The sequence below is a fragment of the Candidatus Edwardsbacteria bacterium RifOxyA12_full_54_48 genome (assembly GCA_001777915.1).
Lineage (GTDB): Bacteria > Edwardsbacteria > AC1 > AC1 > EtOH8 > UBA2226.
Window position 1 is genome coordinate 357,816 of record MFFN01000004.1, and the last position, 22,968, is coordinate 380,783.

Annotated in this window: 19 protein-coding genes; all 19 read left to right on the top strand. The window is 52.0% G+C overall.

All coding sequences use genetic code 11. From position 1 onward, the window contains the following. Nucleotides 1-146 precede the first annotated feature (146 nt). Nucleotides 147-512: a ribosome-binding factor A gene (locus A2273_03215; GenBank protein OGF07491.1), complete on the top strand. Its 366-nt coding sequence runs from the start codon at nt 147-149 to the stop codon at nt 510-512. Continuing rightward, nucleotides 499-1,455: a hypothetical protein gene (locus tag A2273_03220; GenBank protein OGF07492.1), complete on the top strand. Its 957-nt coding sequence runs from the start codon at nt 499-501 to the stop codon at nt 1,453-1,455. The genes A2273_03215 and A2273_03220 overlap by 14 nt, the downstream gene beginning before the upstream one ends. A 1-nt stretch (nt 1,456) precedes the next feature. Continuing rightward, nucleotides 1,457-1,648: a hypothetical protein gene (locus A2273_03225; protein ID OGF07493.1), complete on the top strand. Its 192-nt coding sequence runs from the start codon at nt 1,457-1,459 to the stop codon at nt 1,646-1,648. A 61-nt stretch (nt 1,649-1,709) separates the two neighbouring features. Further along, nucleotides 1,710-2,549: a hypothetical protein gene (locus A2273_03230; GenBank protein ID OGF07494.1), complete on the top strand. Its 840-nt coding sequence runs from the start codon at nt 1,710-1,712 to the stop codon at nt 2,547-2,549. 92 nt (nt 2,550-2,641) lie between these two features. After that, the gene (locus A2273_03235) at nt 2,642-4,534 is read left to right on the top strand and encodes a hypothetical protein (GenBank protein ID OGF07495.1); all 1,893 of its coding nucleotides are present in this window, start codon (nt 2,642-2,644) and stop codon (nt 4,532-4,534) included. 26 nt (nt 4,535-4,560) lie between these two features. Next, a complete protein-coding gene (locus A2273_03240; GenBank protein ID OGF07496.1) occupies nt 4,561-6,753 on the top strand; it encodes a hypothetical protein in 2,193 nt (730 codons plus the stop codon). A gap of 9 nt (nt 6,754-6,762) precedes the next feature. After that, nucleotides 6,763-8,973 carry a hypothetical protein gene (locus A2273_03245; protein OGF07497.1) on the top strand — a complete coding sequence of 737 codons (2,211 nt, stop codon included), beginning with the start codon at nt 6,763-6,765 and terminating at the stop codon, nt 8,971-8,973. 9 nt (nt 8,974-8,982) lie between these two features. Then, nucleotides 8,983-11,154, top strand: coding sequence for a hypothetical protein (locus A2273_03250; protein OGF07498.1), 2,172 nt, complete (start codon nt 8,983-8,985; stop codon nt 11,152-11,154). Nucleotides 11,155-11,170: 16 nt separating this feature from the next. Then, nucleotides 11,171-13,372, top strand: coding sequence for a hypothetical protein (locus A2273_03255; GenBank protein OGF07499.1), 2,202 nt, complete (start codon nt 11,171-11,173; stop codon nt 13,370-13,372). Nucleotides 13,373-13,382: 10 nt separating this feature from the next. Further along, nucleotides 13,383-15,089, top strand: a complete 1,707-nt coding sequence (locus tag A2273_03260) for a DNA repair protein RecN (protein ID OGF07500.1) — start codon at nt 13,383-13,385, stop codon at nt 15,087-15,089. Nucleotides 15,090-15,111: 22 nt separating this feature from the next. Continuing rightward, entirely contained in the window at nt 15,112-15,687 is a 576-nt protein-coding gene (locus A2273_03265; GenBank protein ID OGF07501.1) for an FMN reductase, read from the top strand. A gap of 50 nt (nt 15,688-15,737) precedes the next feature. Then, nucleotides 15,738-16,781 (top strand): hypothetical protein, encoded by a 1,044-nt coding sequence (locus tag A2273_03270; GenBank protein ID OGF07502.1) that lies wholly within the window; start codon nt 15,738-15,740, stop codon nt 16,779-16,781. Beyond that, on the top strand, nt 16,778-17,308 hold the full coding sequence (locus A2273_03275) for a hypothetical protein (GenBank protein ID OGF07503.1): 531 nt from the start codon (nt 16,778-16,780) through the stop codon (nt 17,306-17,308). The genes A2273_03270 and A2273_03275 overlap by 4 nt, the downstream gene beginning before the upstream one ends. Before the next feature lie 254 nt (nt 17,309-17,562). Further along, entirely contained in the window at nt 17,563-18,666 is a 1,104-nt protein-coding gene (locus tag A2273_03280) for a 4Fe-4S ferredoxin (GenBank protein OGF07504.1), read from the top strand. A 5-nt stretch (nt 18,667-18,671) separates the two neighbouring features. Next, nucleotides 18,672-19,199 carry a hypothetical protein gene (locus A2273_03285; GenBank protein ID OGF07505.1) on the top strand — a complete coding sequence of 176 codons (528 nt, stop codon included), beginning with the start codon at nt 18,672-18,674 and terminating at the stop codon, nt 19,197-19,199. Nucleotides 19,200-19,374: 175 nt separating this feature from the next. Next, entirely contained in the window at nt 19,375-20,778 is a 1,404-nt protein-coding gene (locus A2273_03290; GenBank protein ID OGF07506.1) for a hypothetical protein, read from the top strand. A 7-nt stretch (nt 20,779-20,785) separates the two neighbouring features. Next, nucleotides 20,786-21,310, top strand: coding sequence for a hypothetical protein (locus tag A2273_03295; protein ID OGF07507.1), 525 nt, complete (start codon nt 20,786-20,788; stop codon nt 21,308-21,310). 26 nt (nt 21,311-21,336) lie between these two features. After that, nucleotides 21,337-22,137: a hypothetical protein gene (locus tag A2273_03300; GenBank protein OGF07508.1), complete on the top strand. Its 801-nt coding sequence runs from the start codon at nt 21,337-21,339 to the stop codon at nt 22,135-22,137. Further along, nucleotides 22,137-22,955, top strand: coding sequence for a hypothetical protein (locus tag A2273_03305; protein OGF07509.1), 819 nt, complete (start codon nt 22,137-22,139; stop codon nt 22,953-22,955). The genes A2273_03300 and A2273_03305 overlap by 1 nt, the downstream gene beginning before the upstream one ends. Nucleotides 22,956-22,968: the final 13 nt, after the last annotated feature.

Below are 22,968 nucleotides of genomic sequence, written 5' to 3' on the forward strand. Positions count from 1 at the left end.
GTCTGAAGTTATTATCCGATAGCTTGATGGAGATGTCAAGCGGTTTTATGCCCTGGCCAAAAGTTGTGTTATCTTTTTCTATATTTTTCTCTTGCAATCATAAATCTGTATGGTAAAATGTTGAATTGTATTAGGAGGCTGACTTTATGCATTTTAAACGTTCCTCTCAGGTGGCCGAGGTGATAAAACGCGAGATGTCCGACATCATCTCCAACCACATCAAGGACCCCCGCCTGGGGTTCATCACCGTTACCGGGGTAGACCTCACCGATGACCTGCGCTATGCCAAGGTGTTCGTCAGCATCTTCGGGGAGGAGGACAAGCGGCAGGAATCCCTGAAAGGCCTGGAAAGCGCCAAGGGCTTCATCCGCCGGGAGATGGGCAGCCGTCTGCGCCTGCGCTATTGCCCCGATCTCTCCTTCAGGCTGGACGAGTCCATAGCCTACGGCGACAAGATAGACCGCCTGCTTAACCAGATCTCCCCGAAAGAGAAGCCCGATGACAGCCAGTGAGATCGCCCAGGCCCTGGAAAAGCACCGCCGGATAATGGTCACCAGCCATGTCAACCCTGACGGAGACAGCATCTCCAGCCAGCTGGCCCTGGCCTCGGTGCTTAAAACCCTGGGCAAGCGGGTGAGCATAATAAACCAGGACCCGGTGCCGGAGAGGTACCGTTTCCTGCCCGGCTGGGAGTCGATCTCCAGCCAGATGGGGGCCCCCGACGTCACCGCGGTCTGCGTGGTTGACTGCGCCAACCCCCAGCGCCTGGGCCAGGCGGCCGAGCTGATCACCCCGGCCACCATGGAGCTGATCGTGATAGACCATCACGTCTCCAACGACGGCTTCGGGCATATCCAATACATAGACCCCGAAGCATCCTCCACCTGCGAGCTGGTCTACCGCATCTCCCAGAAACTGGGAGTCAAGTTGACCGCCGAACAGGCCACTATCCTGCTATCGGGAATTATGACCGACTCCGGCGGCTTCCGCTATTCCAATACCTCTCCGGCCACCCTGCGAAGCGCCGCCCTGCTGATGGAGTCCGGGGCCGAGCTGGCCTGGATATCGGAACAGCTTTATTTCCAGCAGCCACTGAGACACCTTAAGGTGCTGGGGCAGCTGTTCTCCGACCTGAAGACCGCCGCCAACGGCAAGGTTTCCTGGGTGGCCCTGACCCAGGAGATAGCCCGAAGGCACGGATTTGACATCAACGACAGCGAGGAATTCGTCAGCCATGTGCTTTCGGTCAAAGGGGCCGAAGTGGGCCTGCTGTTCAAGGAGCAGGGCAACGGGATCGTGCGGGTCTCCTTCCGCTCCAAGGGCCGGGTGGACGTAAATAGGCTGGCAGCCATCTTCGGGGGCGGCGGACACCTCCAGGCCGCCGGGGCCAGGGTCAGGGGGTCGATTGACGAAGTGACCAGAAAGGTGGTCCAGACGGTGGAGAGGGAGCTTTGACATGGAGTTCAAATATAAATGCGACTGCGGCGGCCGGGATTTTCTGATGGTCTCCGAAAAAAGCTATAACGCCCGGGTGGACGCCGAGGGCACCCTGGTCTGCCTGCCCCAGACCGAGCATATTGTTTCCATCACCTGCACCGGGTGCAGCAAGGCCTATAAACAGGAAGATTTCAAGCAGATAGAATATTAACACCTGCTCCCTCTCCAAAAGCTTTTGGAGAGGGGCGGGGTGAGGTCAAAAGGAAGATAGCATGAAAACCTACGGTCTGATCTACAACCGGAACCGGCCCGGGGCCGAGCGCATTGTGCGGGAGCTGGCAGCCTGGCTCAAGGACCACGGCATAGCGGCCCTGGCCGAAAAGGGTTTTGATATCAGCCAGGCCGAGATGGCCGATGAGGCCCAGGTGGCCGCCCGCTGCGATATGATGCTGGTGCTGGGCGGCGACGGCACCCTGCTGAGGGCGGTAAGGCTGATGGGTGACGCCCAGAAGCCGGTGCTGGGCATCAACCTGGGGTCGCTGGGATTTTTGACCGAGATCTCACAGGACAATATCCAGCAGAGCATGGAACAGGTGATCCGGGGCCAGTATCAGATAGAGGAGCGGGCCATCATCAAGGCCCGATGCGGCGATGCGGATTTTTTTGCCCTGAACGACTTCGACATCCGGGTGCCCACCCGCCTGGTGGAGCTGTCGGTATCCATCGGCGATGAACTGGTCAGCCGCTATTTTGCCGACGGCATGCTGATCGCCACCCCCACCGGCTCCACCGCCTACTCCCTGTCGGCCGGGGGGCCGATAGTGGAGCCCGACATGGATGCTTTCGTGCTTACCCCCATCTGCCCCCATACCCTGAGCCTGCGGCCCATGATAGTCTCCATGAAGAAGACCATCACGGTGGTGGTCCACGGCAAGAACGAGGAGGCGGTGCTGGTGGCCGACGGCCAGACCGTGGCCCGTTTGAAGGACGACCAAAAACTGACCATCACCAAGGCTGAAAGAAAAGCGCTTTTAGCAAGACCCGCGGCTTCTTCGTTCTACAATATCCTGAGGACCAAGTTAAAGTGGGGCGCCCGGGGCGAGAATTCCTGAAATTGGCGCTTCTTGACTGTTATCCGGGGCAAGTTATTATCCCCTCCTTGAACAAGGAGGGGACCACATAAATAGTTATAAGGATAAACGCGATGAAAAAACTTATTAGCCTGGCTTTATTGGTAGTCGTGGCAACGGTTATTGTCCAGGGCTGCGGAAAAAAGAGCGACCCGGTGGCCCCGCCGCCGACCCCCCCCACTCCGCCGACGGTGATCGCCGTATATCCGCCGGCCAGCAGCACGGATAATTTCAGGAACAGCCTGATATATCTGACCTTCAGCGCCGACATGAAGCAGACCGAGACCCAGAACGCCCTGGCCATAACCGGCATGACCGGCCAGAAGACCTGGTGGAACCGGATACTGATATTCCGGCCGGATTCGCTTTATACCCCCGGTGATACCATTCTGATAACGGTGTCCACCATCGCCCAGAACACCGCCGGCACCGCCCTGGCCGCGGTCTACACTTCTTCATTTATCTGCGGGGCCAACGCTGACAGCCTTCGTCCCACGGTGGTCTCCACCAATCCGGCCGGCGGCCAGACCGGGGTCAGCGCCACAGCCAGCATTTCGGCGACCCTTTCCGAGAGGCTGGCCCCCTGGTCGGTCTCGGCTTTTTCCCTGACCGCCGTTACCGGCATCTTGGGCAATGCCGCCCTGCAGAGCGACTCCATAATAAACTTTTCCCCCTCTTCGCTTCTTTGCTATGACATGACCTTCACCGCCATACTCGACACCAGCGTCACCGACCTGTGCGGAAACCATCTATCGCCCCAGTATTCCTGGACCTTCCGAACCATCGCCGACACCGTCAAGCCCAAGGTTTTGTCGCTTGACCCGGCCAATAACGATACTTTGACCTCGGTGAATAAGCCAATAATCGTCAGATTCTCCGAGGTGATGGATACCGCCTCGGCCCGGGCCGCCTTTTCCATCACTCCTTCCGTTTCCGGAAATTTCACCTGGAGCGGGGATTCCATCATGACCTTCGCCCCGGCCGAGACCCTGGCCTTTCGCCGCCAATTCCAGGTGGCCATCGGCTCCGCCGCCCAGGACCTGGCCGGAAATCCCCTGGCCTCGGCCTGGAATTCCAGCTTCACCACCGTCCGGGGGATCTACGTCTGCTGTAACACCTCCAATGAGATATATATGTTCCAGCAGAACGACCTAAAGCCCGAGGGCTATCTGACGTTTTATTCCAAGGCCAGCCAGATAAGAATTTCCTCCGATGACAGCATGGCCTATGTCCTTACGCAAAGCGGGTTGGAATTCATCCAGCTCAAGAACCACAACAATCATTTTGCCACCGTCACCCTGCCGGCCACCTGTTACGGGCTGGCCCTGTCCCCCAACGGCAGCCGCCTGGCGGTGACCGACACCCTTAACAAATGGCTGTATCTGATCGACGCTGTCACGGCCCAAAAGACGGATTCGGTCCAGACCGGGGCCGCCTTCCCCAAGGGGGTCTGGTTCAACCAGGGCAGCAGCCAGATCTGCGTCCTGTGCTGGGGACAGGTGGAGATATTCAGCGTCAGCAATCTGCACACCGCCCCCTCCACTGTCGTCATTCCCAACAACGGCGAGGAGGCCGTCAGGGGGATCTCCGGCGATACGCTTTATGTCTCTTCCGGCACCGGGTTCACCGCCATCAAGATATCCGACAACTCCGTGCCCTTCCAGATAACCGGCATCAGCAACCATCCCTTCGGACTGGCGGTCTCGCCGGATCAGGCTCATGTGGCCCTGGCCTGTTATGAGGAGCATGCGGTGAAGATATACACCACTTCCGGAGCCTACGTCACCACCGTTTCGGTCGGCACCGGGCCCAAGGGCCTGGCCTACAGCCCGGACGGGAAATATCTGTATGTCTCCAACTCCGGCAGCAGCTCTATTTCGGTCATCAGCCGGAACGACAATACCTACACCGCCCAGACACCAAAGACCGTTGGCAGCGGGCCGTGGGGGATCGCAGTCACGCCGTAAGATAAAATTCAATGACAAGGAGACCTATGTCCAAGAAGATTCTTCTGGGCATGATCATTCTTTTTGCCGCCCTTTCAGCCCGGGCCAATGACAGCCTTAATGTGCGATCTGTCGGTAGTTGGCCGTTCTACCGCTGCTTGAGCGTAGCGCTGGATACTACCACCGCTCAGAAACTAGCCATTATGGGCACCGGCGGGGGGCTTTTTATTGCCGACATAACCGATCCTTTGCGCCCAAACAAAATCGGCGAAATAAACCTGAACGGCTCCTATAGCTACATAATCAAAACCAGGGATCATTATGCGTATTGCCTTTCAGATAGTTTAGGTCTTTTAATTGTAGACTATTCCAATCCATACTCACCCGTACTGGCCGGACATTGTGCCTATAAAGAAGGAAAGAATCAAGCATTGGCCATCAGCGGAAACTATGCTTTCATTTGCATAAACTATTATGGCATAAAAATAATAGACATCACGGACCCAACCAAACCAGTTGATAAAAATTATTACCCCTGCAACGATTTTAATATAGATATTCTAATAAAAGACTCTTTAGCCTATTTTGCGACATATGAGTTCAAAGTATTGAATATCAGCGATCCTGAAAACCCCGTTCAAATCTGGAATGATGATACACAATCCGGGCAGTTTGCGATATCCGATACTTTTTTGTATCTCGGTAGTGGAAGTATATATACATACAACATTTCTGAACCAGCTAATCCGGTTAAGGGCGGATCGGGAGGTACGGCCTACTTCGGTTTTTCGATATATGACACTCTGATCTTCGGCGGAGGAACTGGATTCAATGAAGGATTTTACATAAACAGCCTTTCCGATCCCAACAGCCCCGTAACAATAGGGCAATGTTCAACCAATTATTTCAGAGGGTTAGCCGCTTATAACGGCTATGCCTATGTGGCTGACGACAGCAAAGGCTTGAAGGTTGTTGATATCAGCGATCCCGCACACCCCGTGATAGTCGGTCATTGCCCCACACCAAGAAACGAAGATAACGGCATACTTTACCAAAATAATTATATTTACCTTCCGGCAATGGAAGGTGGCTTAAGGATGATAGATGTCTCCGATCCTTCCTCGCCGATCGAAACCGGCTGCTCATTTTACCCCAACAGAGAGAATCAAGCCCTTGCTGTGGTTGTCAGAGATACCATCGCCTATGTATCAGACCGATCGAACGGGCTGAGGGTGATAAATATTACCGACAAAGCCAATCCTGCCGAGATCTGTTCTCTTTCCTTAAAAGGATATACTTATGCAATGGCTGACAAGGATACACTTCTGTTTATAGCCTTATGGCCGGAGTTTTTTAGCGGGGATTCTTCCAGCATCAGGGTGATAAATATTGCCGATCCGAAAAATCCCAGCGACATAGGTCATGTTTGCTTGCCGCGTGATGCCATGGATATTACGATAAAAGATAATAGTATGTTCGTTTCAACATTTAATACCACCCTGTCAACCATTGATATATCCGATCCTGCCAATCCGGTGATAACCTACAGTAACGACACATTGGGGTTGGGTTGGAACCAATCTTTAAAAGACACTATTTTATATTTGGCTAATGATAATAAAGGGTTAAGCATAATCAACGTTGCCGATCCCATAAACCCCGTAAAGATCTCCTCAGTTCCTCCTTTTAGCCGCACTACCGGAGTATTCGTTGATTCCGGCTTTGCTTACATGGTGGATGATACCCTGGGGCTTAAAGTGGTCAATATCACAGATCCTTCAAATCCTATTGTTACCGGCTATTACCTTTTCGATTACGATCCAATTTATGCTGTTATTTTTTTCCCCTATGTTGATGTGACAGCCAAAAATAATAATATATTCATCACCCACCCGGCCAATATTCTCCAAGCTTTGGAATACTACGGCCCGGAGGCCGGTGTTTCTTCAGATAATATTGATAACGAAAAGAGACCCCTTATCTTCCTGCTAAAAGACGCCTACCCCAATCCGGCCCGGAGCAGGGCGACCATCAGCTATCAACTGCCGGCCAAATCTACGGTCAGCCTGAATGTATATAATGTAGCCGGACAGCTGGTCCAATCAACAGATATGGGCGCCCAGCAGCCGGGATATTATAATATTCCCTTTAAGACCGACAAACTTTCCTCCGGGGTATATTTTTATAAGCTGACGGCCGGAAGCAACAGCCGGACCAGGAAACTGGTGATTTTAAAATAAGGATAAGCTATGTTTAAAAAGATATATCTACTTTTGCTCCTTGGATTGGCCGTCTCTTCTGTCGCACATGCCGCCGACAGTCTTAACGTACGGACCGTTGGCAGCTGGCCGTTTGGCTATACATACTCTGCGGCCACCTGCAGTATAGGCGGCCACCATATTGCAATAGTCGATAACGACGGCGGCATTATGACTGTTAACATTGACACCCCAACTAATCCATACTGGCTGGGCGAAGCAAGGATAACTGGCCAAAGAACAACCGACCTATTGGGCCATCACCGAAAGGCAAGAATATATGGAAATCACGCTTTTCTAGCTTTAGCCGAACTTGGTCTATGTATTATTGATATCAGCGATCCTGCAAACCCAAACATCTGCAATCAAATGTCGACGCCGGGTTATATCGTTGATATCGCTGTGCGTGGAAGCTACGCATATGCAGCCGACGATTCCTTTGGCCTTCGTGTCGTGGACGTATCTGATCCTTTCAACCCCGATACAGTAGCATTGGTGCCATCAACGGAAGGGTGCTATAGCCTGGCCATAAATGACACCTTGCTATATATAATCAAACAAAACTGGCCAGATTTCATTCCAACAGTCCTGTCCTTTAATATTACCACGCCCAATAATCCAATATTTATTGATAGCCTGCAGTATTTATGCGGTGGTTCTTTGGCAATCAAAGACACCTTGCTCCTCACTGGCGCGATGGATGTTTTGAATATAAGCAACCCAGCAGATATTTTTCTTATTACTTCCTTTATGCTTTCCGGCAACGGAGAAATAGCCATTCACGATACCCTAGCCTTTTGCCCCAATGTGGGCGGATTTGCTGGTTTATATATTACTTCCTTTTCCGATCCGGCCAACCCCTACATTATTACTTCTTATGATACTCCTGGTTATACTCGTGATATTTATTCTGATAACAATCTATTATACGTGTCGGACGACATAGGTGGGCTAAGGGTCATTGATATATCTTCACCTAACACTCCCATTGAAATAGGCGCTTTTAATTCGCCATCACCCGTATATGGCAATAACGTTATGTTGGCAAAGGATGACATACTTTACTACCCTACCGGTGATTTATATTCACTGGATGTTTCCGATCCCGCGGAGCCACACACCACCAAATGGGGAAAAGCTTTGGGTAATGCCCACGCCGTCGCTTTAAAAGATTCAATTATATTAACCATTGATGATGCATATGGATTTAAAGCAATGCAGGATGTTGGAAACAAATATTTATCGGTTGTTGACTCACTCCCCATGTCCAGTAGTAATTGTTGGGATATTTATTGTATGGATACCTTAGCTTTGGTTGCTTCTTCAGAAAGCCTTTTCGTAATCAATGTATCAGACGCTGGAAACATTCATATAATTGGCCAGTGTGGCATACCGAACGCAACCTCTTATGCTGCGGCAGTTACCGCAACCAGCCAATATGCCTATGTGGCTGCAGGCACCTCAGGTTTTTATATTGTGGATCTCTCAAATTTAACAAACCCAGAGATAGTTGACACTATCAATATTGGTATGGTCTGGGACCTAACCATCGATAAAGATATTTTATGCTTGGCTAACGATTTAAATGGATTATTGCTGATGAATATAGACATACCCGACAGCCCCAAGGTGTTAAGCGTCTTTGATACATCAGGAAAAGCTATGGCTATTACCGTGGATTCACTTTTTGCATATTTGGCCGATGACTCGGCCGGATTGAGGATCATTGACATCAGCGAACCTACCAATCCGTTTGAAACAGGTTACTATGCAATGGAAACCGTCTCCTTTCCTTTAAACAATAGGGCTGTTGGCGTGGCAGTTGGAAATGGTAATATCTTCGTATCGCACTATGCCGCTGGTTTAAAAGTTTACCAATACTATGGCCCGGACGCAGGGATCTCAACCGATGATCATGACAAAGACATAAACAGGCCCCTCACCTTCCTGCTGAAAGACGCCTACCCCAACCCTGTTCGGAGCAAGGCCACCATCAGCTATCAACTGCCAGCCAAGGCCGAGGTCAAATTGAACCTTTACAATATAACCGGACAGCTGGTCCGATCAACAGATCTGGGCACACAGCCGCCGGGATATTACAATGTGCCTTTGAAGACTGACAAATTATCTTCGGGCGTTTATTTTTACAAGCTGACGGCCGGAAATGACAGCCAGACCAGGAAACTGGTGATTTTAAAATAAGGATACGCTATGTTTAAAAAGATATATCTATCTTTCCTACTGGTCGCATCCTTTTCGGGCCTGGCCTATGCCTCGGCCGACAGCTTAAGGATGCGGACCGTCAGTTCATGGCCGTACAGCATTAACGCCGCAACTGCGGCGGCGACCATCAATGGTCATGATTACCTGCTGGCCGGCATGGGCGGCGGCATATTCATTTTCAACATCGATTCTCTGGACGCACCATATAAGGTATCCGAGGCCGCCACGCAAGCCAGTTATATAAAAGACATCGCCGTAGCCGGAGATTATGCATACCTGGCAGCGTCAGATTGCGGTTTATGGATTTTGGATATCAGCGACCCATTAAATCCCTACGTGACCGGCAATGTCGATCTTCCTGGTTATGCGGTTCAGGTCAGAATAAATAACAACCACGCTTTTGTCGCTTCCTGTTTTTCCGGCGTCCGAATCGCAAACATATCCGATCCCTACAATCCTTACGAAGCTGGCTATCTTGACAATGGTGACTATTTTTACGGCTTAGATGTCAACGATACCCTGCTTTACACCGCAGGAATGACAAACGGATTAAAGATTTACAACATATCTTCTCCTGCCATGCCAGTTGAAATAGGATACAATGACAGCACCAGCGATCTTCGCTGTGTTTATTATAAAGGGGGCTATCTTTATGGCGGCAATACTGCGGAAACGGTAATATTTGATGTGTCTGACCCGACAAATCCGGTTATTACCGGCACTGGCGGCTATGGCGCTTATAGAATGGCCATCTTGGACACTATTATTTATGGGACTATCAATAGTTACTTTTATTCCACGATCAACATCAGTGATCCTTCCTCCCCAGTTCTGGTTGAAACCAATCCCACCGATTGGTTCGCTACATTTGTAACAATATTTAAGAACCGATTGATTGTCACCACCGAAAAATATTTTTCCCTTCAGGATATCACCGATCCAGTAAACCCCGTAGAAACCTATCGCTTTGACTGCCCTGTTATCTACGGTACAGGCGCAGTCAAAGACAGCTTTGCTTACATGCCTTCGGATTACATTCATATCATCAAAACAACAGAAACCCAGTACCTCCAAGAAGTGAGTTCTGTTAAAAGTATTGCCAGCGGTTTTTCCAGTATTTGTATAAAAGATTCCTTAGCATACTTGCCTGATTTCATTTATGGCTTGCAGGTGATCAACATAGCCGATCCCTATAATCCTATCGTTCTGGATTCGGTATATTGCGCGGGTTTTTGCAATTATGTAGCGATAACGGATTCTTTTGCTCTTTTAACACAATATAACAATATTAAGGTGATCAATGTCTCCGACCCTTCCAACATATTTGTTGTTGACTCGTTTATAACAAACGACATAGCCTATAACATATGTATTGACGGTTCGCTGGCCTATCTGGCAAATAGCGGTTATGGGTTGCGCATTTACGATATTACCAATCTTCCCGCCATAACAGAGATAGGTTATTATGACACCCCCGGGACGGCTCTTTATGTGGCTGTCCAGAATGGAATGGCTTATGTGGCCGACGGAGACAGCGGTATGCGCATAATAAACGTCTCCGAATCAACAACCCCTGTCGAGCTGGGACACTTTGTGATACCGAACCCGGAAGATATGTTCTACGGCGCCAACTCGCTGGCCGTCAAAGACAGCCTGGTCTATATCTCCTATGATACCTTGGGGGTCAGGGTCGTCAACGTTTCAGATCCCGCCAATCCTACGGAATCAGGCTATTATAAAAAGATCCCCTGGAGTTCTTATAACTTTGGATGCAGCGCCAACGGTCTGACTTTGGCCGACAATAAGGTTTACGTCTCTTACTACCAATACGGCCTGCAGGTGTTCGAATACACCAGCCCCAGCGGGGTGACAAACAATAAGAACGAGAGCAGGATATCTTCATTTCTGTTGAAAGAAGCCTACCCCAACCCAGCCAGAGGAAAGGCCACCATCAGCTATCAACTGCCGGCCAAATCTACGGTCAGCCTGAATGTATATAATGTGGCAGGACGGTTGGTCCAATCAGTGAATATGGGAACCCAACTGCCGGGATATTACAATATTCCATTGAAGACCGACAAACTTTCCTCCGGGGTATATTTTTATAAGCTGACCGCCGGAAGCAACAGCCAGACCAAGAAACTGGTGATTTTAAAATAATTACTTAAGGGAGCTTATGTCCAAGAAGCAAATTCTGGGCATATTCTTGCTGCTGTCAGGTCTTTCGGCCCATGCCACTGACAGTCTTAACGTAAGGACTGTTGGCAGCTGGCCGTATGGTTTGAGCCGTGCGATCGCGGTAGATTCCATGGACGGCCACAGATACGCCTTTACCGGTTTCGGCGGCGGGATATTCATTTTTGACGTGGATACTCCGTCAATGCCGGTCAAGATCGGCGAAGTCGCCACAGACGGATATATGATCCATCAAATTGTAATAAACAACGGCCATGCCTATCTGGCCTGTTATGATAAAGGCCTGTGGATAGCGGATATCAGCGACCCACACAAACCTACCATCACCGGCAACTGTCCGCTTCCGGGGTTGGCGGTGGATCTGGCGATATCTGGCGGCTTTGCCTACGTGGCCGGTGATACGACAGGGCTTTTTGTTGTCGACATTTCCGACCCCGTTGCGCCGGCATTGGCTGGTAGTTATAATGATGGCGGCTGCGTATGGGGCATACGGGTCAGGGATACCATTGCCTATGTGGCCGACGGTGACAGCGGACTATCCCTGCTGAACATAAAAACACCTGGGATCATCAGTGAAATAGGCCGTTATAATGCCGTATATGCCTCTTATGTTAGCCTAGCCGGTCGCTATGCCTATATTTCTAGTGTGCCTTGGAATTATGGCAGCACTGATGTTATTACGGTCGTGGATATCGGCAATCCAGCCAACCCATTGTTTGCCGGATCGGGCGGGGAGGCCGCCACCCGGGTTGAAATTTATGATTCATTGGCATTCAGCGGAGCATATAATAATTATCAGATATTTATCAATACCATTTCAGATTCCACGCACCCTCAGCTTAAGCAGAATTACACTTCCAGCGAATGGGGCAATGCCTGGCATTTTGCTTATTCGCCGGGTTACATTTATGTAGCAGATGAACGCAGGGGCATGGTAATATACGATATTTCTAATCCTGCAAACATATTAGAGATCGGCCAATACCAAGTGCCAAATTTCATTACCCTTGCTGTGGCTGATAGTCATGCGTACCTGCCTTCCTACGGATTAAGGGTACTTGACGTGAGTGTTCCAACCAGTATTACCGAGCAAGGTGTCTGTTTTTTAGATACCAGCAATCACTTCGGGGCCTTGTGGGATGTTGATGTCAGGGATTCATTGGCCTACGGCCTGCCGGGTGATTCCACTATGCTTACATTCAACGTGAAAAACCCATATACGCCCCAAATAGTTCATACCCTTACGTTACCAGTTAAGTATGTATATTATTTTACCATATGTGATACGTTCGCCTATATTTCAAGCGATACCGGTTTAATATTTGTAAATATTGCCGATCCGGAAAGTCCGTTTGTAATAGGGCAATACCACGGTATTGCTGATCCTGTGAATATGACCGTCCGGAATGGCGTTGCCTTTGTGGCTGATTATTACGCCGGCCTAAAAATAATTGATGTCAGCGACCCGGCAGCACCGCATGAGATCGGACATTGCGATATAACGGGGGATGTGATTGATGTCGCAATAGAAGATACTTTCGCCTACATTACCGCCATGAATAACGGTTTGCGGATAGTGAACATCGCTGACCCAAGCAATCCGTTTGAGGTCGGTAATTTCCAGATGTCTGCCGATTCGTGGATAGGCGCATACGGTGTAGAAATAAAAAATAATTTAGCCTACGTAGCCTGGGATACCTTTGGGGTTAGGGTTATTGATGTCGCTGATCCAAACAATCCGATAGAGATAGGTTATCATGATAATAACTCAAGCCCGTATTACACTTTGGCCTGGGATATAAAATTGTACGATGGTTATGTGTATGTGGTTTATGAAAACTGGGGTCTTCAAGTCTATGAATACTACGGCCCGGAGGCCGGTGTTTCTTCAGATAATATTGATAACGAAAAGAGATCCCTTGTCTTTCTACTAAAAGACGCCTACCCCAACCCAGCCAGAAAAAAGGCCACCATCAGCTATCAACTGCCGGCCAAATCTACGGTCAGCCTGAATGTATATAATGTAGCCGGACAGCTGGTCCGATCAATGGATATGGGCGCCCAGCAGCCGGGATATTTCAATATTCCATTGAAGACTGACAAATTATCTTCGGGCGTTTATTTTTACAAGCTGACCGCCGGAAGCAACAGCCAGACCAAGAAATTTATCGTTTTAAAATAACCTTTTAGTTATGCTTAAAAAACTCACCGTAAAAGATTACGCCCTGATAGATTCCCTGGAGGTGGAGTTCTCCCCGGGCCTCAATATCCTCACCGGGGAGACCGGGGCGGGAAAATCCATCCTGATCGGCGCCCTGGGCCTGGTGCTGGGCGAACGGGCCGACAGCGACAGCGTCCGCAGTGGCGCCAAGGCCGCCATGGTGGAGGCCGAATTCCACCTGACGGATCTTGGCGCCGTAAAGACGATCTTCGGCGAATTGGACATCGACTGGTCCGACGAACTGCTGATCCGCCGCGAGGTGTCCCCGGCCGGCAAGAGCCGGGCCTTTGTCAACGACAGCCCGGTCACCCTGGCCAATCTTAAAAGGATCGGTGACGCCGTGCTGGACATGCACGGCCAGCACGAGCACCAATCCCTGCTCTACGAGGAGCGGCATCTGGATTATCTGGACGGCTTTGCCAAGACCCGGCCGGAACGAACAGCCGCCGGAGAACTTTTTCACCAATACCAGAAGATCAGATCAGAACTGGAGGCCTTGCGGAACAAGGAGCAATTGACCAGGGAAAAGCTGGACCTGTATAATTTCCAGATAAAGGAGATCGGATCGGCCTCGCTGGCCGAAGGCGAAGAGGAAGGGCTGGAAAGCGAAAAGACCATTCTGGAGAATTCCGAAAAGCTTTTTTCGCTGGCCTCGGCCGGCTATCAGCTTTTATACCAGCAGGACGGCTCCATCACCGAGCAGTTCAGCGCTTTGGAGCGGTCGGTGGAGGAGATCGCCGGGATCGATCCCCGCCTGGAATCTACTTTGAAGGCCGTAACTTCGGTGAACGACCAGATCGAGGAGGTCGCCCGGGACCTGAGAAAATACCGGGACGGCATCTCTTTCGATCCCCAGCGGTTGGAGGAGATCCGCAACCGGCTGGACCTGATCAGGACCCTCAAGAAAAAATACTCCGGCCGGGAGAATTCCATAACCGCCGTTTTGGCCCATTACGAAAAGATCAAGGCCGAAGTGGATTCGGTGGAGCACGGCGAGGAGAATATCAAAAAACTGGAGGTCCAATTGGAAGCCCAGCGCCGGGACCTGGAAAAGGCCTGTCTGGCATTGTCTGAGAAACGCCAAGCGGCGGCCAGGAAGATGGCCAGGGATGTGGTGGCCCAGCTGAAGGACCTGGGAATGGAAAAGGCCGCCTTCAAGGTTGATGTGGCCCAGGTCGAAGAGGCCGAAGGCATTGTCCACCACAATAAAAAGCAGCTTAAAGCCGACGCAACGGGCATCGATTCCGTACGGTTTTTGATATCCCCCAACCCCGGCGAGGAATTAAAGCCCCTGGCCAAGATCGCCTCCGGCGGCGAGATCTCCCGGGTGATGCTGGCCATCAAGACCATCTTATCGGAGGCCGACGCCGTCCCGGTGCTGGTATTCGACGAGATCGATGCCGGGATCGGTGGCCGGATCGCCGAGGCGGTGGGAGTAAAGCTCAAGGAGATTTCCTCGGCCCGGCAGGTGCTGTGCATCACCCACCTGCCGCAGATAGCCTCTCTGGCCAAGAGCCACTTCCTGGTCAGCAAGGATGAGCAGAAGGGCCGCACCATCACCTCGGTGAATGTCTTAAGCGAAAAGGAGAGGATCGAGGAGATCGCCCGAATGCTGGGCGGCAGCAAGATCACCGAGACCACCCTGAAGCATGCCAGGGAGATGATCGAGAAACAGTAATTGCACCAATTAGGGAGATCGGATGAAAGTCGTCGCCTTCAACGGCAGCCCCAGGCCCAACGGCAACACCGCCGCCCTGATCCGCTACGTCTTCGAAGAGCTGGAAAAGGAAGGCATCGTCACCAAACTGGTCCAGCTGGGCGGCCAGAACATCCACGGATGCCGGGCCTGCTATAGATGCGTTCAGAACAGGGATAAGAAGTGCGCCTACGATGACGACATGCTCAATAGCTGCATCGGGGAGATGCTGGCGGCCGACGGGATCATCATCGGATCGCCCACCTACTACTCCAACGTCAGCTCCGAGACCAAGGCCCTGATCGACCGGGCCGGTCTGGTGAGCGGGGTCAACGGGCACCTGCTGAAAAGAAAGGCCGGGGCCGCGGTGGTGGCGGTGCGCCGGGCCGGGGCCACCAACACCTTCGACGCCATCAACAAGTTCTTCCTGATCAGCGAGATGATCGTCCCCGGCTCCTCATACTGGAACCTGGGCATCGGCCGGGAGCCGGGCGCGGTCAAAGAGGACCAGGAGGGCCTGGACACCATGCGGGTGCTGGGACAGAACCTGGCCTGGCTATTGAAGAAGATAAACTCATAAGGCTAGACAGCAGCAAGATCACCGAGACCACCCTTAAGCATGCTAACGAGATGTTGGATAAAATTTTATATTATTGTTTTATGAAAGAATTGAAGATAAGAAAAATCACTTTGACCGGAAACGTGACCCACAACCTGTGCTTTCTTTCCCGGGATTTTGACCTGTCATTCTATGTAAAATTTGGCTTCTTCACTGGAGAGGCGGGGTTGCTCTTTAGGACGGCAGATCAGAACCATGGTCATGCGCTGAAAATCACTAAGGACCGTATAACCTTTATCGCGAATTTTTCGCCCAGCGGCACTTCGGAATACAAAGAACAGACGATAAAAAACAATCTTCAAGAGAACCAGCGCTACAATATCCGGGTGCTTTTCGTCGGGTCCGAACTGAAAATATCCGTGGATAACAGGATACTGTTCAGCAGTTCAGTTTCGTCAAGCACCATAGGAAATATATCTATATTCGGCAACATTGTCGGAAAAGTAAATATTTACCAGATATCTATTTCCTCGCTCGACAAGCAGGCGGATATGGGAGATGCTGCATTCGTCGACAAATTTAACGATATCAACAACTGGGAGATAATCAGCGGCCACTGGCAGACCAATTCCGGATGCCTCCGGGGAACGGCCGAAAAAAATAACATTTATGCGCGGCTAAAGGAAAATATCCCCCAGTTCGGCGGCGTCTCTTTTTATTTGAAAAACGAAAATGATCTGCGGATGAACTACGGCTCCGGCATTCTGCTGCGATTTTCCCCCGAAACCCAAAAAGGCGTTGCCGTCCATTGCTTCCCCAGCCACGGCTATATCAGCCTTTATCCCGACTTTGATCTTTCAATCTATAATGCAAAGACCGAGATCTGTTATCCCGGTCTGGAATTGAAACATCATATGCTTTTAAAACCAAACTGCTGGCATTATCTTCAGATTAAATTCACCAAAACCCAGTTCTGGACTTACTTTGACGATGTTCTGATCCACCAAAGCAATAATATCCCATATCATGATGGCCAGCTTTTGTTGTGCGTCGGCGAACGCAACACTGCGCAGTTCAGCGATTTCCGGCTTTATCGATCGGAAGAGACAATATGAACCTCCCCAACCTGCTTTCCCTTTCCCGAATCGCCCTGATGCCGGCGGTACTGTTCTGCCTCAAGGAAGAAAAAACCATCCCCCTGCTGATACTGATGCTCCTGGCGGTGGCCACTGATTACTTCGACGGATATCTGGCCCGGAAGCTGGGCCAGATATCCTCCCCGGGGAAGATCCTGGACCCCCTAGCCGACAAGATCTGCCTGGACTCGATGGTCTTGGCCCTTTCCCTGTGGCGGGGCTTCCCCTGGTGGGCCACCGGACTGGTGATACTGCGCGATTTCCTGATCCTGGCCGGCGGGTTTTTGATGATCAACAAAACCAAGGAAATCCCGGTCTCAAACTGGCCGGGGAAATTTGCGGTCACCTTTCTTTCGGCCGCCATATTTCTTTATGTGCTCAACTGGCAGCCCTGGGGCCGGTATCTTCTGTATGCTTCGCTCTTGCTGATCCTGGTATCGGGGATCATATATCTAAGAAAAATTCTCGGGCAGTCAAAGAGGACCCCACCCCTGCCCCTCCCCTAACGCATTAGGAGAGGGAACTGGCACTGCGAGAAAATTTGGGGAAATGACGGTGGTGTATAGATCCTTCGGCTTGTAAGGTAAACTTGCCTGGCTCAGGATGACAATAATGGACAAATGGTATCTTTTTGTATTGGTGGTAAAAGAAACCCATGGATTCCCGGTCGTGCCGGGAATGACAAGGCGATAAATAATATTCTGTGTCAATCTGTGTAATCTGTGGATATAAATAACCAGCATTTCAAAAGGAATAAAATATGCCAAGCAAAGTATATTTCACCAGTTTCCGGGAGACCCCGGAGCAGAACATCTATCAAAAACTGGACCGGCTGATGGACCGGCTGCCGGTCTCCTCGGCCTTCCAGAAAGGCGACCTGGTGGCGGTCAAGGTGCATTTCGGCGAGCGGGGTAACACCGCCTTCATCCCCTCCTATTTCGTCCGCCGGGTGGTTGACAGGATCAAGGAGTCCGGCGGCAAACCCTTCGTCACCGACGCCAATACCCTGTATGTCGGCTCCCGCTCCAACTCGGTGGACCACCTGGAGACCGCAGCCATGCACGGCTTCACCCGCGACACCCTGGGCTGCCCGGTGCTGATCGCCGACGGCCTGCGGGGCGGGGCCTATGTCGAGGTGGATATCGACGGCCGGCACTTTAAGAAGGTCAAGCTGGCCCACGACCTGGTCAGGGCCGACTCCATCGTCTGCGTCACCCATTTCAAGGGGCACGAACTGGCCGGCTTCGGCGGCTCCATCAAGAACCTGGGAATGGGCGGCGGGGCCCGGGGCGGCAAGCTGGCCATGCACTCAGACATCGCCCCGCAGATCAAGGCCGAAAAATGCATCGCCTGCGGCAAATGCGCCGCCAACTGCCCGGCCGACGCCATTGCTATCGGCAAATATGCCGTGATAGATCCCAAAAAATGCATCGGCTGCGGATCCTGCATCGTGGTCTGCCCCACCCAGGCAGTCCGCAACGGCTGGGACAGCGGGGCCCAGAAGATGCAGGAGAAGATGGTGGAGCACCTGGCGGGCTTTGTGAAGCACAAGAAGGACCGGATCGCCTATCTGAATTTCATCATGAACGTCTCCCCGGCCTGCGATTGCTACGGCCACGCCGACCACCCCATCGTGCCGGACCTGGGCATTGCCGCCTCGCTGGACCCGGTGGCGGTGGACGCCGCCAGCAACGCCCTGGTGATGGCCTCGGCCGGGTACAAGGACTCGGAACTGAAGAACGCCCTGGAGCCGGGCAGCGACAAATTCCGCGATATCTATCCCGAGGTGGATTGGAATGTCCAGTTGGATCATGCCGAAAAGATGGGGTTGGGCAGCAAGAAGTATGAACTGGTTTTGATCTAATTGTTTTGAATACAAAAATATTAAAAACCTCTGGTATTTATATCCGCCCGCCCAAGCCCGAGGAGATGGATTACATCATAAAGCTCTGGGCCGATCCCCTAAGCATGGCCGAGGTGGGCGGGCCCGTTCACCTAACAGAAGAGCAGGCCACCAAATGGTTCTCCCGGATGGTCTCTCCCGGAAGCAAAACAGACCGGTATTTTCTTATATTCAACCAGAGCGACCAGCCGGTAGGCGAGATCAGCTTTCACCGCTACGACCTTTCTACCGGCACTGCCGAATTCAATATAAAGGTCGAACATTGCCACCGCGGCCAGGGCTATGCCGGCAAGGCCGTTCCCCTGCTGTTGCGATATTTCTTCTTCGATTTCGGGGGAAAGGTGATGTGCGACCCGGTGGCTTTGGATAACCAGCCTGGCCAGAAGGCTTTGATCAAGCTCGGCTTCAAAAAGGATGCATCGCGGCAGGATGTCTGTCTTTTAAAAATGACCAAAGAAGATTTTTTGGATATCTACGGAAATATATCGCCTTAAAGGGATCTATATTGCCTTTATAATATTTCCGGCATCAGATTGTTACCAGCAGTAAATACTTTATTCTAGCCAACCGGTTTTGCTTTTTTAAAATAAACGGCAAAACACATCACCTTCACAAAGCCGCCAGCATTATTCACGGAATTTTAAACGCTAAATATATAAAAGTTGTTTGATGTCCCTTAAAAAATACCGGCCGGCAGAATCCTGGCTGGCCGTTCCCGGCCCGCCGCCGAAATTTTACCCCTTAGACCTGCGTCAACGCCAGGCGGCGGTGCTGACCATCGCCGGAAGATGGGACCTGGCCGAAAAGCTGTTGCGGCGCAATCTGGACCAGGCCCAGGAATCCGGCGACATGGCCGCGATCGCCGGGAGCCAAAGGGACCTGGGGGCCATCCTGTTTAAAAAAGGGGAGTATAACCAGGCCAAGGAACTGTACCTGCAATCACAGCAGACGGCCGAGAAGCTCAACGACCTGGACCTGCTGAGCGCGGCCCTCAACAATATCGGAACGCTCTATTTCAACCAGGGGGATTACTCCGGGGCCGCCGAATGCTTCGAAAAGAGGCGGACCATCACCATACGGACCGGAGACCGGCAGGGGCTGGGCGAGGCCCTCAACAACCTGGGCACCCTCCACGCCGACCGGGGGAACTACGACCAGGCCATGGATTGCTACCGCCAAAAACTGGAGATAGCCCAAGGCCTGGGCGACCGGCAGGGCGAGGGCCTGGCCTGGGGCAACGTGGCCATGATCCATTACTATCAGGGGAAAATGGACCTGGTGATAGAGAACCTGAAAAAGCAGTGGGACATGGCGGCGGCGATCGGCGACAAACAGACACTGGCGCTGTCCTCCGGCAATCTGGGACTGGTCTATATGGACCTGGGGGATTACGAACGGGCCATGGAGTACAACAATAAGAAACTGGCCCTGAGCCGGGCCCTGGGCGATAAATCAGGGGTCAACTCCGCAATTTCCAACATCGGGGTGCTGTACTATTACCTGGGCCGCTATGATGAAGCGCTGGATTGCATGCGGCAGGAGATGGAAGGGGCCCGGGAACTGGGGGACAAGCTGAGCCTGGCCCTGGCGGTCTTCAACCTGGCCAACATCTACAGGGACACCGGACGCTATGACGAGGCGGCCGGATGCTACCGGGAGGCCATGGCCGCGGTGAAGGAGATGGACGTAAAATACTACCTTTGCGACATTCTGCTCAATAAATCGGAACTGGATCTCCTGACCGGGGATCATGTCTCAGCAGGCCAGGCCAACGAAAGAGCGGTGCTGCTGTCGCGGGAGATAAACCGGACGGACGTGACTTTCTGGGGGGAACTGATGGATGCCAGGCTGGCGGGACGGTCGGACCCCGGCCGGGCTGCGGAGATGCTGGGAGCCCTGCTGAAAAGATACGGTCAGGATCCTGAGCAGGCCAGGCTGCATTACGAGATCTTCTGTCTGACCGGCGGGGAAAGGCACCGGGCGGCGGCGTTGGAGACATATGAAAAGCTTTACGGCAAGACCCCCAAGGCGGATTACCGGGACAAGATGGCCATTCTTAAACAAAATAACTGAGGCTCCTATGGGGCAGGATATCAAAATTAGAGACATGGTGGAAACCGATTGCCAATTGATCTCAGCCGGCTTTGCCGCCCAGGGCTGGGATAATAAGCTAAGCGAAATATATGCCGGATATTTCCGAGAACAGAAGGAAGGGGAAAGGGAAGTAATATTGGCAGAGCTCAATGGTGAATTTGCCGGATATTTAACCATCGTCTGGGAAACCAAACATGACGCTTTCCGTAATAAAGGCATACCCGAGATAAAAGACCTGAACGTGCTGAAAAAGCACCAGCGTCAGGGGATCGCTTCAAAGCTGATGGATGAGGCGGAAAAAAGAATATCAAAAAGATCGAAATACTCCGGTCTGGGAGTCGGGCTTTACAATGATTACGGGAAAGCCCAGATCATGTATGTAAAACGGGGTTATATCCCGGACGGAAGAGGAATATGCTATAATGACCGGGAGGTTGTGCCGGGTCAGAATGTAAAATTGGACGATGATCTGTGCCTGATGCTGATAAAGGAATTAACTTCGCAAACATAAAACCAATAATCGCAAAGGATCAAAACATGAATAAATATCTATTGCTAACGCTGGCCGGCCTATTGTTCGTCGGTCCCGCCCTGGCCCAGCCCGGTTTCGACGAGGCCCAAGCGCTCTGGGCCGACCGGGGAAACCAGTCCTCGCTGGAGAAGGCCATCGCCCTCTACGAAAAGGCCTATCAGGCTGAGCCTTCATACCAGCTGGCCGAGAGGCTGGCATACGCCTACTACTTTCTGGCCGACGCCTTCCTGGAGGGCGATGCCAAGGCCGATAATTATTACCAGGGCCACGAATGGGGCCTGACATCGCTCAAATACAACGGCGAGTTCAAAAAACTGACCGAGGTGGACAAAAGATCCATGGGCGACGCCGTCTCGGTGCTGGGCAGGGAGTATGCCGGGGGGGTCTTCTGGACCGCCACCTGCATCGGGAAATGGGGAAAGATGAAGGGGATATTCAAGACCGTCAAGTCATCCAAGCAGGCCCGCAAGATGGTGGAACATCTTTACGCCCTGGACAAGACCTACTATTACGGCGGCCCGGCCCGCTGGCTGGGGGCCTATTTCGCTTTGGCTCCCGGCATGTTCGGCGGGGACATGAAGAGATCGAAGCAGATGTACGACGAGGCCATGCAGATGGCGCCGGATTATTTCGCCACCAGCGTGCTGATGGCCGAAAATTACGCCAGCAAGATCAAGGACCGCCAGCTGTACGACCGGCTGCTGGACAAGGTCCTCTCCAGCCCGGCCGGCATCATCCCGGAGATCGTCCCGGAGCAGACGGTGGAGCATAAGAAAGCCCAAAAACTCAAGGAAGAAAAATTCTGATGGACGAAAAAGAGATATCATCCTGGGCGGAGGCCTCCGGGATCTCGGTGAAACAGGCCAGGGAATACCTGAAGAAGCTCGAGCCACTGGATAAAAAAGAAGACGATATCCTGCGGGAGGTTTTTTCCGGAGTGACCCGGCCGGTATTGGAACTCAGCGCCGGACGGGGCGAATTCACCCGCCAATTGCTGGAGAAATACATCAAACCGGATGGCAAGCTTTACACCACCGAAAGACTGCCGGAGGTGGCCGAAAAACTGACCGCCGACATCAAGGATAAAAGGCTGGAAGTGCTGGTCAGCGATTCCTCCACCCTTCCCTTGCCCGACGGTTCGGCCGGATTGGTGATCTCCCGGGCCGCCCTGCACGATTTCGTCAGCGACGACGGCGATGTGGTCAGGGCCCTTAAGGACTGCGTTCGGGTGCTGGCTCCGGGCGGGACCTTCGTCATTTACGACAAGATCAAGGACGGCTACAAGGACGTTGAAACGGGATCGGCCGAAGGGCGGATGGAAAAAATGAACGTCGAGCTGGCGGCATTGGAGGGCAAGATGTGTTGGGGCTTGCATTATCTAAAGGATTACGTCAGCCTGATGGAGGAGATGGGATTTGCCGACATAAAAACATCTATCCTGGTAATGCCCGACCAGCCGGGATACGTCAGATACATGACCGGCAACCTGCATGAGCGAAGGCCGGCCTATGTCAAACGTTGGGGCGAAAAGGTCAATGCCATTCTGGACAGCCTGGCGGCCGATTTTCAGAAGACCCCGCCCAGGGCACTTCCCATGGCCTTTATCTGGGGCAAGAAAAAATAACCCAAGGGGAGAT